Consider the following 15,007-nt stretch of genomic DNA (forward strand, 5'->3'; position numbering starts at 1 on the left):
CTCTGTTCCAGCACATGGTTCAGGGCAAAGGAGAGAAAAAACATGAAACAAGGAATTCACCCAGAATACCATCCAGTAGTATACATGGACTCACAAACAGGTTTTAAATTCTTATCTGGATCTACAAAACATTCAGAAGAAACTATCGAGTGGGAAGATGGTAATACATACCCAGTAATCCGTGTCGAAATTACATCGGATTCACATCCATTCTATACAGGACGTCAAAAATTTACACAAGCAGACGGCCGTGTGGATCGTTTCAACAAAAAGTACAATCTCAAAGACGAAAACGCTGCAGAGTAATCTTGCACGTTCAAAACAAAACATACGTTTTAAGACTTCTTATCCAATGGGTGAGGAGTCTTTTTTGAGGTAATTCAATTTTAATTTAAATGAAAATACTTTTAATCAATTTAAAGAAAAAATTAAACCGATGCTCAAAACCAGTATGTTATAATGTAGCTTATTATGAGGAGTGAGGATATGAGAGAACTACAAAAAAAAATAATTAGTGAATTAAAATCAAAACCCAGTATTAATGCTGAACTTGAGATAAGAGAAAGAATCGATTTTATTAAATCATATCTTAAAAAATACCCATTTATTGAATCATTGGTTTTAGGTATTAGTGGCGGTCAAGATTCGACTTTAGCAGGCAGAGTAGCTCAATTAGCTATCAATGAAATTATAGAAGAAACTGGTAACACAAAATATCAATTTATAGCAGTTCGTTTACCTTATGGAGAACAAACCGACGAAGCAGATGCCCAAAAAGCATTAGATTTTATCCAAGCAGATAAAGTATTCACTGTGAATATTAAACCTTCTGTAGATGCTTTAGTTTCAGAGTTTAAAATTAATTCTAATCTAGAAATCAGTGATTTTAATAAGGGAAATCTCAAAGCAAGATCACGTATGATGACCCAATATGCGATAGCTGGTGAATTTAAGGGAGCTGTATTAGGAACAGATCACGCAGCTGAAAACATTACCGGTTTTTATACAAAATTTGGAGACGGAGCAGCTGATTTATTGCCCTTGTCTGGTTTAACAAAACGCCAAGGAAAACAATTATTAGCTTTTTTAGAAGCAGATGAAGCGCTATATTTAAAAATACCAACAGCTGATTTAGAAGAAAATAAACCAATGGTCGCAGATGAAGTAGCTCTAGGTGTCACTTATGATGCTATTGATGATTATTTAGAAGGAAAAAAAGTAACAGATAAAGATGCAAAAATCATTGAAAGTTGGTTCTTAAAGACAGAGCATAAACGTCATTTACCAATTACTAAAAATGATACATTCTGGAAGTAAGGAATTGTTTATAGAATGGTAAAAAAAGAAAAAATTATGTTTTGGATTAAAACACCTTGGTTTGGTGGTTTTATTAGTTTTATTATTACATTTGTTAGTAATTACTATTTACAATTAGCTCAAAATGAATGGTCTTTTAAGTTAGCAACTAAATTTGTATTTTCTTGGCATACGGAAAAATTCTTTTTAGGCACATTGGTATTATTTGCCTTGAATTTATTATTAGTTTCGTTAGCAGGTTCTTTTAAAGTTGGTAATATATTTTATAGTGTGTCGATTATTTTTTTAGGAATAGCTAATAATATGAAACTGTCATACCGAATGGAGCCTATCTACCCGGATGATTTAAAAATGCTTTTTGAGTGGAGCATGTTAAGCGATATTTTAGGTCTACCAATTTTCCTTTTGTTTGTAGTCATTATTTTTCTGATTTTGTTATGGTTTGGTTTTTCCTTTAAAAAATCATTTAAATTATCTTTGAGAAATCAAAAAATAAGAGTGATAACACTTCTTGTGACTTCTTTATTTTTAGTCTATGTCAGTAATTTTAATCGACCAAATAATTTATTGAAGAAAGCTTATGATCGAACGGCACTTTGGATTCCTTATAGTCAAAAAATGAATTATTATAATACAGGCTTTATGGGTGGTTTTTTGTTTAATCTAAAGGTAGAGGGAATGGAAAAACCAGATAATTATTCTCATAAAGAAATGGACAAAATCGTTAGAGAATATAATGAAAAAGCCAAAAAAATAAATCAAAAAAATATAAAAAAAGAGCAGCCAAATATTATTTATGTGATGTCTGAAAGTTTTTCAGATCCTTCACGTTTAACTGGGATTGAAGTGATACCAGACCCATTAAAAAAATACCATGAAGTTGCGTCAGATGCCTCAATGTCTGGACAAATGTTATCTCAAAATTACGGTGGGGGAACGGCCAATATAGAATTTGAAGCTTTAACAGGTTTTTCGATGGCTTTATTAAACCCACAAATGACGACACCCTATACAATGATGCTCCCAAAAGAAAAGCAATTTCCATCTGTTGTTTCAACATTAAAACAACAAAATTATCAAACAACAGCTATTCATCCATATAATACGTCAATGTATAAAAGAAAAGATGTTTATCAAACATTTGGTTTTGATAAATTCTTAGATGAAAAAACAATGAAGTATAAAGAAAAATTATCTAAAGGTGGTTTTATTTCTGATGAATCAGCTTTTAACGAAGTGTTGGAGATATTAGATAATCCGAGTGAGCCACAATTTGTTCATCTTGTGACGATGCAAACGCACATGCCCTATACTAATAAGTATTCCTCTTCTGATTATCAAATAAAGGATATGATAGACGCTGTTAATATTCAAAATTACGCCCAGGACATCGCTTATACTGCTGATGCGTTGAAAGTATTTATAGAGAAGTTAGAGAAATTAGATCGACCAACAACACTTGTTTTTTGGGGAGATCACTTACCGGCAATTTATTCAGATGAAACATTGAAGAATAATGACGTCATTGATACGCATTTAACAGAATATTTTATTTATGATACGAAAGATAATGGTCCAAGCGCTAGACAATCAATCAGTCCTTTCTATTTTCCAGCCATGATTGGACAAACAGAGGGGGTTGAAATAACCGGTTTTTATGAGTTGCTCAGAGAGGTCCATGATATTTTACCAGCTTTTGAAAATGAAATGTATTTCTATGAGAATAAATGGGAAAAAGAAATGAAATTATCACCTGAAGAACAAGTGATTTTTGACAGTTATCAACTAGTTCAATATGATATTGTGTCAGGTGAAAAATACAGTCTAGATTTATTTTAGATTGATAAAGAGTAAAGAGGATGACCATGACTTTTAAAAAGAAAGAAAATCAGCTTTATTATAATCCTGTGATGAAAGCTATCGGTAATTATGAGCTAATCAAGCCAGGCGAAAAAGTAGCAGTTGGGATGAGTGGCGGAAAAGATAGTACGAGTTTATTTATTTTTTTAGACACACTTTCAAAACAAGAACGCTTAGGCTTTTCATTTGAAGTAGTACCAATTTGTTTAGATATGGGTTTTGATATGGACATTACACCAATGAAAGAGTTTGTAACTTCATATGGGTATGAACTCGATATTGTCGACACTGATATTGCTAAGGTTGTGTTTGACATTAGAGAAGAGAAGAATCCATGCTCACTATGTGCGAAAATGAGACGAGGTTATCTTTATACAAGAGCCAAAGAATTAGGTTGTCAAAAAGTTGCTTTAGGACATCATTTAGATGATGCGATTGAAACTTATTTTATGAATTTTTTGTTTCATGGGCGAATGGAAAGTTTTGAACCGATGTCTTATCTAAGTAAGACAGATATTTCTTTGATTAGACCGATGATTTATCTTGAGGAAAAAGAGATTATTCGTTTTGTAAAAAATAAGGAGATACCGGTTATCTTCAATCCGTGTCCTGTTGATAAAAAAACAAAGCGAGAAGAAATAAAAAAAATGATTAATAAACTTTCGTTAGATTATCCACTTATTAAACAACGCTTTATTCAAGGAATGGAACAAGAAGTGAATGAAAACGAGTGGAAAATGAAGCGGAATTAATGAAAAAAATTGTTATGAAAATCAGAGCGTGATATAATTAATACAGTGAAGAATACTGAGTGACAGCTCTACTATTAAATGAAAATTTTAGGTAATACCTTAAATGATGAGACTTATGGATGTTAAGGCATACCTAAGTCTCTTTTTAAATCAATTTTAAGAGTGAAAATTAAGGAGGAAGCGACATGTCAGAAGAAAATAAAAAACAACTTGAAATACCTTTTTATACTGAAGAGGTTGAGAATGTCTTAAAAAAAGTTGAAACCTCAACAGAGGGATTATCAACATCAGAAGTCAATCAACGATTAGAGAGTTATGGTTACAATCAGTTAAATGAAGGTAAAAAGAAAAGTTGGTTAAGTAAGTTTGCCGATCAATTTAAAGACTTCATGATTATTGTTCTAATAGCAGCAGCTCTCGTCTCATTTATGATGGGGGATAAAGTAGAAGCTATTATGATTATTGTGGTGGTCATGATAATGGCTGTCTTTGGGGTTATTCAAGAAGCAAAGGCAGAAGAAGCGATAGAAGCATTGAAAGACATGTCAACACCTAATGCGAATGTAAGACGTGATGGAACAACAAAAGTTATCAAAAGTAATGAGCTAGTACCTGGAGATATTGTCCTACTCGAAGCAGGGGATGTGATACCTGCTGACATGAGATTAATTGAAGCAGCTTCATTAAAGATAGAGGAAGCTGCCTTAACAGGTGAATCCGTGCCAGTTGAAAAAAATATTACTGTTTTAGATAAGGTGGATATTGGTATTGGTGATCGACTTAATATGGGGTACATGAATAGTAACGTGACGTATGGCCGTGGAGTAGGTGTGATTGTTGGTACTGGAATGAACACTGAAGTGGGTAAAATTGCTAATATGCTCGCTCAAGCAGACGAAACGAATACACCTTTAAAAGAAAATCTAAATAAATTAGGTAAAACTCTTTCAATTGTTATTTTAGGTATTTGTGTCATTATGTTTGGGATTGGTATGTGGCGTGGGGGACATACTTGGATTGAGATGTTGTTAACTTCTGTTTCTTTAGCAGTTGCGGCTATTCCAGAAGGATTACCAGCCATCGTAACCATTATATTAGCTTTAGGTACACAAAAAATGGCTAAAAGAAATGCCTTGGTTCGTAAGTTACCAGCTGTTGAAACACTAGGAAGCACAGACATTATCTGTTCAGATAAAACAGGAACACTGACATTAAATCAAATGACCGTTGAGGAAGTTTTTTCTAATAATGAAACAATTGAAGTAGATCAAGAATTACCATTAGATAATCAAACGTTAAAAATTATGACTTATTGTAATGATACAAAAATTTCAGATGATCAAACCTTAATTGGTGATCCAACTGAAACTGCTCTAGTTAAATTTGGTATGAAACGTGGTTTTAAAGTAGCGGAAGCATTGGCTAAAGAACCGCGTGTAGCAGAAATCCCATTTGATTCAGATCGTAAATTAATGACAACTGTTCATAAATTAGAAAATGGTAAATTTTTAATTGCGGTCAAAGGAGCACCAGATGAGTTATTAAAACGTTGTTCATTTTTTGATGTGAATGGTGATATTAAACCAATGAATAAAGAACAACAGGAGCTTATTCTAAGTAATAACACAAACATGGCCAAACAAGCATTACGTGTCTTGGCAATGGCTTATCAGATTTCTGAAACGATTCCAGAAAGTTTAGAATCAGATGCAGTTGAACGTGAATTGATTTTCTCTGGATTAATTGGAATGATTGATCCAGAAAGAAAAGAAGCAGCTGAGGCAGTTAAAGTAGCTAAAGAGGCTGGTATTAGACCTGTTATGATTACAGGGGACCACCGTGATACAGCAGAAGCTATTGCGGTTCGTCTAGGTATTATCAGTGTAGGTCAACATGAAGCCGTCATTACAGGTGGCGAATTAAACGAGATGAGTGATGAAGAGTTAGCAAGTAGTATTGAACAATATTCAGTTTATGCTCGTGTGTCACCTGAACATAAAGTAAGAATCGTTAAAGCATGGCAAAAAGATGGTAAAGTAGTAGCTATGACGGGAGATGGCGTGAATGATGCGCCTGCTCTTAAAACAGCTGATATCGGAATTGGGATGGGAATTACAGGAACAGAAGTATCGAAAGGTGCTAGTGATATGGTCTTAGCAGATGATAATTTTTCAACTATTATCATTGCTGTTGAAGAAGGACGTAAAGTTTTCTCTAATATCCAAAAAACAGTTCAATATTTATTAGCCGCTAATTTAGGTGAAGTCTTAACTTTATTTATTGCAACAATGATTGGCTGGGATACTTTGCTTCCAGTTCACTTGTTATGGATTAATGTCGTAACTGATACATTTCCAGCTATTGCTTTAGGTTTAGAACCAGTTGAAGCTGGAATTATGAAACTTAAACCTCGTGGAAGAAATTCTGATTTATTTTCAGGGGGCGTTTTACCTAGTATTATTTATCAAGGGATTTTAGAAGCCGGAATTACATTAGGTGTTTATCTGTTAGCTATTAGTTATCCTGTTCATACAGGCTATGAGGCGATACATGCAGATGCTCTAACAATGTCTTATGCAACATTAGGTCTAATTCAGTTATTCCATGCATTTAATGTTAAATCAGTTCATGAATCAATTTTTAAAGTTGGATTGTTTAAAAATAAAACCTTTAATTATGCGATTTTATTATCATTTACTTTGCTTGCAGTGACTATCGTCATTCCAGGTTTTAATGATATCTTCAAAGTAGCACATTTAGATTTACATCAATGGGCAGTTGTCTTTGGAGCATCAATTGCGATTATTCCAATTGTGGAAATTGTTAAAATTTTTCAAAGAAAAGCTATAAATAAATAGGGAAAGAGGTTGTGACAGAAGTGTTCGGCTTATTTCCGAAGAAGTTACTTCTGTGACACCGTTTAGTTTGTAAAAAAGAGACTGTGACGTACTTATATGTCACAGTCCTTTTTTTATGAAAGCTTGTTAAATCAAGGTTGCAACTAAATGGTTCGTTACATTTTTTTTAATAAATGCTAGAATTATGGTAATAAAAGGAGTTGGTAGAAATGGTAATCTCATCTAATATAAAAAAATACCGTAAACTGAATCAATTTAGTCAAGAAGAACTAGCTAGTAAAATGAATATCTCACGGCAATCAATTTCTAAATGGGAGCGAGGAGATGCTTTACCTAGTGTTGAAAATTTAGTTAGATTGAGTGAATTACTTGATTTATCATTAGATGAATTAATTCTAGAAAAGCAAAATTTTCCACTACCTTTTGAATTCGATCGTTTGAAATCAAAATTTATATTTATTGTGTGGATGTTGCTCCCCTTTTTAATGATTGTTACTAATTTAAAAGATGTTTTCATCTCTAGAGAATCCCAAATAGCCGTTTTTGCAGGGGTTGTTTACATTTTTTTTATTCAAGCTACTGGCTATATTAATTTTAAACGCTACTATACCTATTTTACAATTAGTAAAACGGGCATAGAATATTTTAAAAAGAATCGATATGTGCCCGTGTTAATTAGAGCCTTTTTAGGAATGTTTGGCATAAGAAAGAGTAAACATATTGATTACCATGAAATTGAAAAGATGGAGATTTATTTTAATAATGAGGGTAATACTGGTTTGGGAACAACGGTGGCATATCGACCAAGACAAATGTATTATAATAGAGAATCTTTTTTATTAATTATTCATCTTAGAGATGGGGAGAAAATCGAACTTAATTTAGACCGTGTTTTCTTTAAGGATTCTCCAGAAAGAAAGTATTTCTGCTCAATGTTTAATTACTTTGAATCTAAAGGTATTTTAATTAAAGATGACTACAATATTTTATCAAGTATTAACAATGAATTTGATTTGATTGAAGAAGCATATAAACTGACACAAGTCTAATGGTTTATTCTTATTTTTTTGTTAAAGAAAGCTTTAATTTTTCATTGAAACAAGTTAAAATGAAGAAGAGAGTAATTTAAGAAAGAGGGATATATTTTGAAAAAACCAAATTTAGGCTACTATATTCAAAAAATAAATGACATCGTTACAACATCTGAGGAAATCGGAGAATTAATGAATCCGTCATACGAAACAATTAGAACAGCCATTGATTCAGATAAAGTAGCTAATTTAACTGGCGAACAATTAAAAGAAACTCAAGAACTATTTTTAAGTGGAACTGACAAATATCGAGGACTCTTAGCTGAAATTAAAGGCTTGAAAGCACCTATCAAAGTTATGGGCATTCATAAAAAATTAGAAAAAGCTTTTGAAACATATGTTGTGGGTTGCCAAGAAATGGTAGACTCTATTAATTTAGAAGAAAATTCAGTCAATAATGAACAATTTAATTCATCTGAAACAAAGCAAGATGAAGCAACAGATGAAATTTCATTCTGTATTCAACGCATTACACAACTTGTAATGGGAAAATAAGGAAAGCAGAGATTGGCTTACATGCCAATCTCTTTTTATTATTGTTAATTTACCCAAAAAGCTAATTGTTTATGGATTCCTCCAGTTGTTTGGAGTTAATCGCCTTTCTCACCACCTTCTGATAGACGGGGCTTAAAAATCTGCTCCTTCGGTAACTTCACCAATAAGAATCAATCGTGAAAAAATCGATTGTTTCTTATTACTTCCAGTTACTCGGAGCAAAACGATTTTTAAGCCACCTTTTTATTAAATTTATCCTAACTCGGTCTTAGGTACGTGTTTTATTTAAATTATTAATGGTAGTCTAATAGTATACAAAATATAAAAATGTTAATTTTTATTTATTTAAGTGACAAGTAATTTGAAAAATAAGCGATCGAGGTAAGTGGATGGAAAATAAAAGTAAATACCCAGGATTGACAAACTCAGAAGTTGCTAACAGAAAAGTTAGAGGAGAGGTAAATACTTCTGCTCCAACAACAACACGAAATTTTAGACAAATTTTAGCAGAAAATAGTTTAACATTATTTAACTTTATAAACTTAATCATAGCCGGTTTCATCATATATACAGAGAGTTATAAAAATTTACTCTTTTTAGGAGTTATTATAACGAATACTTTTATCGGAATCTATCAAGAAATTAGAGCTAAGAAAAACATTGATCAACTAACTATACTAAATCAAGCAAAAGCATTTGTTATTAGAAATTTTGAAAAAATTGAAGTACCACAAGACGAAGTGGTCAAAGATGACTTGATAATGATCAGACGTGGTCAACAAATTATTGTTGATGGTGTTATTATTGAAACTGAAGGAATTGAATGTGATGAATCTCAATTAACCGGTGAGTCAGATCCAGTTGAAAAAATGTCAGGTTCTAACGTTTTTTCAGGTAGTTTTGTAGTGAGTGGTAATGCCATCATGCAAGCGACAAAAGTTGGAGAGGAAAGTTATTCTTATCAACTAACTATGGAAGCTAAGCAGACTAAAGGAATATATAGTGAACTGATCATTATGATGAAAAAATTAATTCGTATTTTGACGTTTGTGATTATTCCGGTGGGAGCCATTCTGATGACAACAAGTATTGCCAGTGGTGTTCACATTGATAAAGCTATCTTGGGAAGCACTGCTGCTATGATTGGTATGATTCCAGAAGGTTTAGTCTTACTAACATCTGTTGCTTTAGCAGTGGGTGTAGTGAAGTTAAGTAAAAAGAATGTTTTAGTTCAAACGATGGGCTCTATTGAAACGCTGGCAAGAGTTGACGTATTATGCCTAGACAAAACGGGAACGTTAACTAGTGGTAATTTAAAAGTAGTTGAAAGTGAACCGTTTCCTAATAGTCACTTAGATCTATTTTCATTTGGAGAATTGGTGGGTTCGATGATTCATGGTCTAGATGAAGATAACGCAACAGGGCAAGCATTGCTAGCTTGTTTTAATAAAAAATCAGATCATTTAAAAACCTCAAAACAAATTGCTTTTTCATCTGCTAGAAAATGGAGTGCTATTTCATTTGAAAACGAAGGAAGTTACTATATGGGGGCTCCTGAATATTTATTTCAAGAGTTCGAATCAGAGCAAGTTAAAAAAATGAAAGAAGCGATGTCTCAGGGATTAAGAATTATTGCAGTTGCTAAGAGTAACTATCAGATTACCGGAACTCAATTGCCCGAAGATTTAACTCTTTTAGGTTTTATTTACTTAGAGGATGAAATCAGACCAGAGGCACCACAGACACTTCAATACTTTAAAGATCAAGAAGTGGATATTTGTATTATTTCAGGAGATCATCCAGAAACAGTGTCACAAATTGCCAAACGTTCGGGGGTTTCTAATCCTAATAAAAAAATAGATATGAGCCAAGTTGATGACAGTGATATTCCAGATTTAATTAAAGAATATCGGATTTTTGGACGTGTTTCACCAGAGCAAAAGCGTTTGTTAGTAGAAGCGCTTCAAGCAGAAGAGCATGTTGTTGGAATGACGGGGGACGGTGTGAATGATATTTTAGCACTTAAAAAAGCTGATTGTAGTATTGTTATGTCTAATGGTAGTGACGCGGCTAAAGGTATTGCTGATTTTGTATTGTTGGATTCTAATTTTGATTCTATGGTAGGTGTGGTGTTAGAAGGTCGAAAAGTGATCAATAATATTCAAAGAGTAGCCTCTCTTTATTTAACTAAAACTGTTTATTCGATGGTTTTAGCCGTATTGTTTATTTTCTTAGCCTCAACATATCCCTTCCAACCAATTCAGCTAAGTCCAATTAGCTCATTAACAGTTGGTATTCCGTCATTTTTCTTAGCATTACGACCAAATACAGCACCGATTAAAGGAAAATTTTTGAAAAATGTTTTTGAACCAGCTTTGGCAAGTGGTTTTAGTGTGGTTGTCTTTTCACTAGCTATTGAAATTATTGGAAATGGATTAAATTGGAGCTACGATGAAAAATCAACAGTCACCGTTTGGTTAACAGGTTTAGTTTGTTTTATTGCTCTATATTTTATTGCAAAACCAATTACGTGGAAAATTATGACACTAATTGCAACATTGGCAACGATCTTTTTAATCATATTTATTTTCTTTGAGAGTATTTTTTCATTGGTTAATATCTTTGATTTTCGCTTAATGATTATTTATGTGCCGTTAATGATTGCAGCGCCTTTTGTTTTTTACGGTTTAAAAAAAGTTTTTCATTATTTACTTAATTTAGAGTTTAAGAACAAGAAAAAAGCTAGTTAGACAAAAAAAGGATCTCAACCAAGTATTGATGGTTGAGATCCTTTTTTGATAGGCTACTTAATCTTTAAATAAAGTAAATCCTTTTCCGTAAACTTCATTAGCACTTGAAATAACCATAAACGCTTCTGGGTCAATATCTAAAACGGCCTGTTTAATCTTTGTGTAATCATTATCGCGAATAACTGTCATAATCATTTTTTTCTGATCTAATCGATGACCTCCTTCAACCGGTAAATAGGTTACACCTGTTTGCTGTTGATGAAGAAGAGATTCACGAATTTCTTCAAATTTGGGTGAAATAATAAAGAGATTTTTTGATAAGTCAGGTCCAACTTGCACCATATCAATCACACGAGCAGTTAGATATAAAGCAATCATTGCGTATAAAACACGCTGAATGTCAAAAACAAAAAGAGCACTTAAAATAACTAAACCATCGCAAAAACCTGTTAATAAACCTAATTTTAATTGGGTATATTTCTGAATAATTTTTGCAATTAAAGTAGTTCCACCAGTTGAGCCATTTCCTAAGAAAACAAGGCCAACGCCGATCCCGATGGTTACCCCACCAAAGATTGAAGCTAAAATAGGATCTTTCGTTGCAGGTTCCATATCATGTAATAAAGAAACAAATAAAGGAACTAGCAAACTTCCTAAGATACTTTTCATGAAAACTTCTTTACCTAAAATGAAATAACAAAGGAATAATAAGACAATGTTAACAGAGTAAAGGACAAGACTTGGAGACCAATGAAAGGTTTCAAAAAGAATAATCGTTAGTCCATTAATACCTCCAGAAACAATTTTATTTGGAAATAAGAAAGCATTAAAGCCTAAAGAAACAACAAATGAACCGATAGTAATTAAGAAAATTTCAACTGTTTTTTTACCAAACAGACTATTTAATTTTTGTATTATCATAACAAATTCCTCCCCAAGAAGTCATGTTAACGTATTTAGGTAGACTTATCAACCAATGAAAACATTTTTTTGAAAAATTTCATGTTTGACGTACATTTTTTAGTATGTTATATTTCACTTAATAAAGTTAAGGGTGAGCAAAATGGTCTTGATTAGACGAATCTGCTCTGAACATTAGAAATAGATGAAGCATATGTTCAGAGCGTAAGAAAAATTTCTTCATCACTATTGAGAATAAGTAATTAAAAAAGACTGGAAATAACAGTCTTATTTATTGATACTTCTATTCTAGTAGTGATTGTGGGGAGGGCGACTTGAAAATGTTTCCGTCGTCTTCTCTATTTTTGTCTAAGATAGAAGTAGGGAGATTAACCACAAAATTTCGGTTAATCTCTTTTAATTTGCAGAAAGAAGGAAAGAAAATGAGTATATTGACAATTACAAATTTAGATTATGAATTACCAGATAAAGTTTTATATAAAGACAGTAATTTAAGAGTAAACAAAGGAGAACATCTTGGTTTAACTGGTAAGAATGGAGCAGGTAAGTCCACTCTTTTAAAAATGATTCAAGGAGAAGTTTTACCAGATGGTGGACAAATTATTTGGCAAAATAACTTACGCATCTCTTACTTAGAACAACAACTGACTTATGATGATGGAGATACTATTTTTGATTATTTAAAGCGAGCGTTTAAATATTTATATGAAGTTAATGACAAGATTCAAGCATTGTATATGACTTACGCGGAGACGTATGATGATAATTTATTAGAAGAAATAGGTCAGTATCAAGATACATTAGAAAATAATGACTTCTATAATATTGAGACAGAAATTGAACGGGTTGCTACAGGCTTAGGTATTAATGCTTTAGGTTTAGACCGTGAAGTAGAGGCTCTAAGTGGTGGACAACGATCAAAAGTATCGCTAGCAAAACTGCTATTGGAAAAAGCTGATGTGTTTCTTTTAGATGAGCCAACTAACTACTTAGATACAGAACATATTGATTGGTTGTCAGATTATTTAAATCAATTAGAAGACACATATATTGTTATTTCTCATGACCGGGAATTTTTAAACCGTGTAACGAATTGTATTTGTGATATTGAATTCCAAACGCTGACCAAATACATGGGAAATTATGATGCAGCGATGAAACAAAAAGAAGCGCAACAAGAGCATTTACATCGTGAGTTTGAAAAACAACAAAAAGAAATTGATAAGTTAGAAAGTTATATCAGAAAATATAAAGCGGGTAGCCGCTCAACAATGGCAAAAAGTCGAGAAAAGCAACTAAATAGAATGGACCGATTAACACCACCTGTTTCACCAAAACCAGGCCATTTCCATTTTCCGTATATAGCATCTCATGGTAATTTAGTTGTTGAAGTGAAACGTTTAGAAATTGGTTACAGTAAAAAAGCGTTGTTACCACCGATCAATTTATTAGTCCAAAATGGTGAAAAAATAGCAATCAATGGTTTCAATGGCATCGGTAAGTCCACTTTATTAAAAACGTTAATTGGTGAATTACAAGCAATTAATGGTGACATCGAGCTATCAAGAGAAGCAAAAATAAGTTATTTCTCTCAAGACTTAGTGTGGTCCAATCCTCATCAATCAGCTTTTGATTGGATCAAGGAACAATTTCCAAAATTAAATAATAAAGAAGTCCGTCGCTATTTATCTCGTAGTGGGATTATTGATGATAATGTAACTAAAGCATTGGATCAGTTAAGTGGAGGAGAGCAAACAAAAGTTAAATTATGTGGCTTAACACTTAAGAAAAGTAACTTCTTAATTTTAGATGAGCCAACGAACCATTTAGATCAAGGAACAAAAGATGGTTTGAAACGTGCATTAAAAGATTACGAAGGAACATTAATAGTTGTTTCCCATGAGCCAGAATTTTATAATGGTTTGGTAGATAAAGAGTTTGATGTAGAGAGCAATACATTAAAACATGTATAGAAAAAGATAGGAACTGTGGCATGAGGCTTAAAACTTGTGCCACAGCTCCTTATTTATTTTTTATGACAAAACCGTAAGATGATTGTAAGCCAATCCACTCTAAAAGTAATCAAAAACAAGCTATTATATAATTAACTTTTAAAAAGGAGTGGGTAAAATGAATCAACAAAAATTTGGTATAACAGGAACACAATTAAAATTTATTGGAATCGTATTAATGGTCTTTGATCATGTTCATCAAATGTTTAACTATGCTGGTGTTCCGTTATGGTTTGGTATGTTAGGAAGACTAGTCTTACCCGTTTTTTTATTCATGGCAGCAGAAGGATTTTATTATACAAGAGATCGTAAAAAATATATGTTACGTTTATTGATTGGTTTTTGGATGATGAATATTCTTAGTTTAATTTTTGAACGTACCTTTCCGATGGAGAATGTTCAATTAATCAATAATGTCTTTGGAACCTTGTTACTTGCGACAATGATGATGTCCATGATTGATAGTCTAAAAGAGAAAAAAATTTTAAAAGCTTTAATAATGGTTATTCTACCAACTATTTCAACGATATTATTCTTGCTGTTTTTTTCTACAAATCCAATGTTAGCTGTTTATACTTCAATGATATTTCCATCGTTTATAACCGTTGAAGGTGGATTTTTGGTTGTTATTTTAGGTGCAGTATTATATCTTTTTAGAGAAAAAAGGTATTTACAATATCTTGCTATTTTACTAGTTGGTTTGATTTCTACAGGATTTAATTTTACTAATCTCTTGTCAGGCAATCATCAATGGATGATGATTTTTTCTATTTTTTTAATTGCGCTATATAACGGTCAAAGAGGAAAAGGAAGTAAGTATTTCTTTTATATTTTTTATCCAGCTCATATTTATATTTTGTATATCTTGTCTTATCTATATACTAATTTTTTTAATTAGTTTAGAAAGAATGTCGGTAATAAAAAATTAAATAGATAGAAAGAGGGTGATAT

General features: G+C 32.3%; 11 protein-coding genes. 10 read left to right on the forward strand and 1 reads right to left on the reverse strand.

The window, feature by feature from the left end:
• Positions 1-42: 42 nt before the first annotated feature.
• The 8 genes from FM121_RS10575 to FM121_RS10610 all read left to right on the forward strand — a co-directional run bounded on the left by FM121_RS10575 (position 43) and on the right by FM121_RS10610 (position 11,123).
• Positions 43-306, forward strand: coding sequence for a type B 50S ribosomal protein L31 (locus tag FM121_RS10575; RefSeq protein ID WP_086952132.1), 264 nt, complete (start codon positions 43-45; stop codon positions 304-306).
• A 180-nt stretch (positions 307-486) separates the two neighbouring features.
• Positions 487-1,317 carry an ammonia-dependent NAD(+) synthetase gene (gene nadE / locus FM121_RS10580; protein WP_086952133.1) on the forward strand — a complete coding sequence of 277 codons (831 nt, stop codon included), beginning with the start codon at positions 487-489 and terminating at the stop codon, positions 1,315-1,317.
• 15 nt (positions 1,318-1,332) lie between these two features.
• Complete coding sequence (locus FM121_RS10585) at positions 1,333-3,156, forward strand: LTA synthase family protein (RefSeq protein ID WP_086952134.1); 1,824 nt, start codon at positions 1,333-1,335, stop codon at positions 3,154-3,156.
• Between the two features lie 26 nt (positions 3,157-3,182).
• Positions 3,183-3,929, forward strand: a complete 747-nt coding sequence (locus tag FM121_RS10590; protein ID WP_086952135.1) for a tRNA 2-thiocytidine biosynthesis TtcA family protein — start codon at positions 3,183-3,185, stop codon at positions 3,927-3,929.
• A gap of 185 nt (positions 3,930-4,114) precedes the next feature.
• The gene (locus FM121_RS10595) at positions 4,115-6,787 is read left to right on the forward strand and encodes a cation-translocating P-type ATPase (RefSeq protein ID WP_086952136.1); all 2,673 of its coding nucleotides are present in this window, start codon (positions 4,115-4,117) and stop codon (positions 6,785-6,787) included.
• A 209-nt stretch (positions 6,788-6,996) separates the two neighbouring features.
• Positions 6,997-7,836, forward strand: a complete 840-nt coding sequence (locus FM121_RS10600; RefSeq protein ID WP_086952137.1) for a helix-turn-helix domain-containing protein — start codon at positions 6,997-6,999, stop codon at positions 7,834-7,836.
• Between the two features lie 96 nt (positions 7,837-7,932).
• Complete coding sequence (locus FM121_RS10605) at positions 7,933-8,373, forward strand: hypothetical protein (protein ID WP_086952138.1); 441 nt, start codon at positions 7,933-7,935, stop codon at positions 8,371-8,373.
• A gap of 389 nt (positions 8,374-8,762) precedes the next feature.
• Positions 8,763-11,123, forward strand: a complete 2,361-nt coding sequence (locus tag FM121_RS10610; protein ID WP_086952139.1) for an HAD-IC family P-type ATPase — start codon at positions 8,763-8,765, stop codon at positions 11,121-11,123.
• Positions 11,124-11,180: 57 nt separating this feature from the next.
• Here the strand turns inward: FM121_RS10610 and FM121_RS10615 are convergent, their stop codons facing one another.
• Positions 11,181-12,044 carry a YitT family protein gene (locus FM121_RS10615; RefSeq protein WP_086952140.1) on the reverse strand — a complete coding sequence of 288 codons (864 nt, stop codon included), beginning with the start codon at positions 12,042-12,044 and terminating at the stop codon, positions 11,181-11,183.
• A 422-nt stretch (positions 12,045-12,466) separates the two neighbouring features.
• Here FM121_RS10615 and FM121_RS10620 point away from each other — a divergent pair, with 422 nt between their 5' ends.
• Both FM121_RS10620 and FM121_RS10625 read left to right on the forward strand, forming a co-directional pair.
• The gene (locus tag FM121_RS10620) at positions 12,467-14,017 is read left to right on the forward strand and encodes an ABC-F family ATP-binding cassette domain-containing protein (protein WP_086952141.1); all 1,551 of its coding nucleotides are present in this window, start codon (positions 12,467-12,469) and stop codon (positions 14,015-14,017) included.
• 157 nt (positions 14,018-14,174) lie between these two features.
• A complete protein-coding gene (locus FM121_RS10625) occupies positions 14,175-14,954 on the forward strand; it encodes a TraX family protein (RefSeq protein ID WP_086952142.1) in 780 nt (259 codons plus the stop codon).
• Positions 14,955-15,007 lie beyond the last annotated feature (53 nt).

It is taken from the genome of Vagococcus fluvialis bH819, assembly GCF_900163795.1.
Lineage (GTDB): Bacteria > Bacillota > Bacilli > Lactobacillales > Vagococcaceae > Vagococcus > Vagococcus fluvialis_A.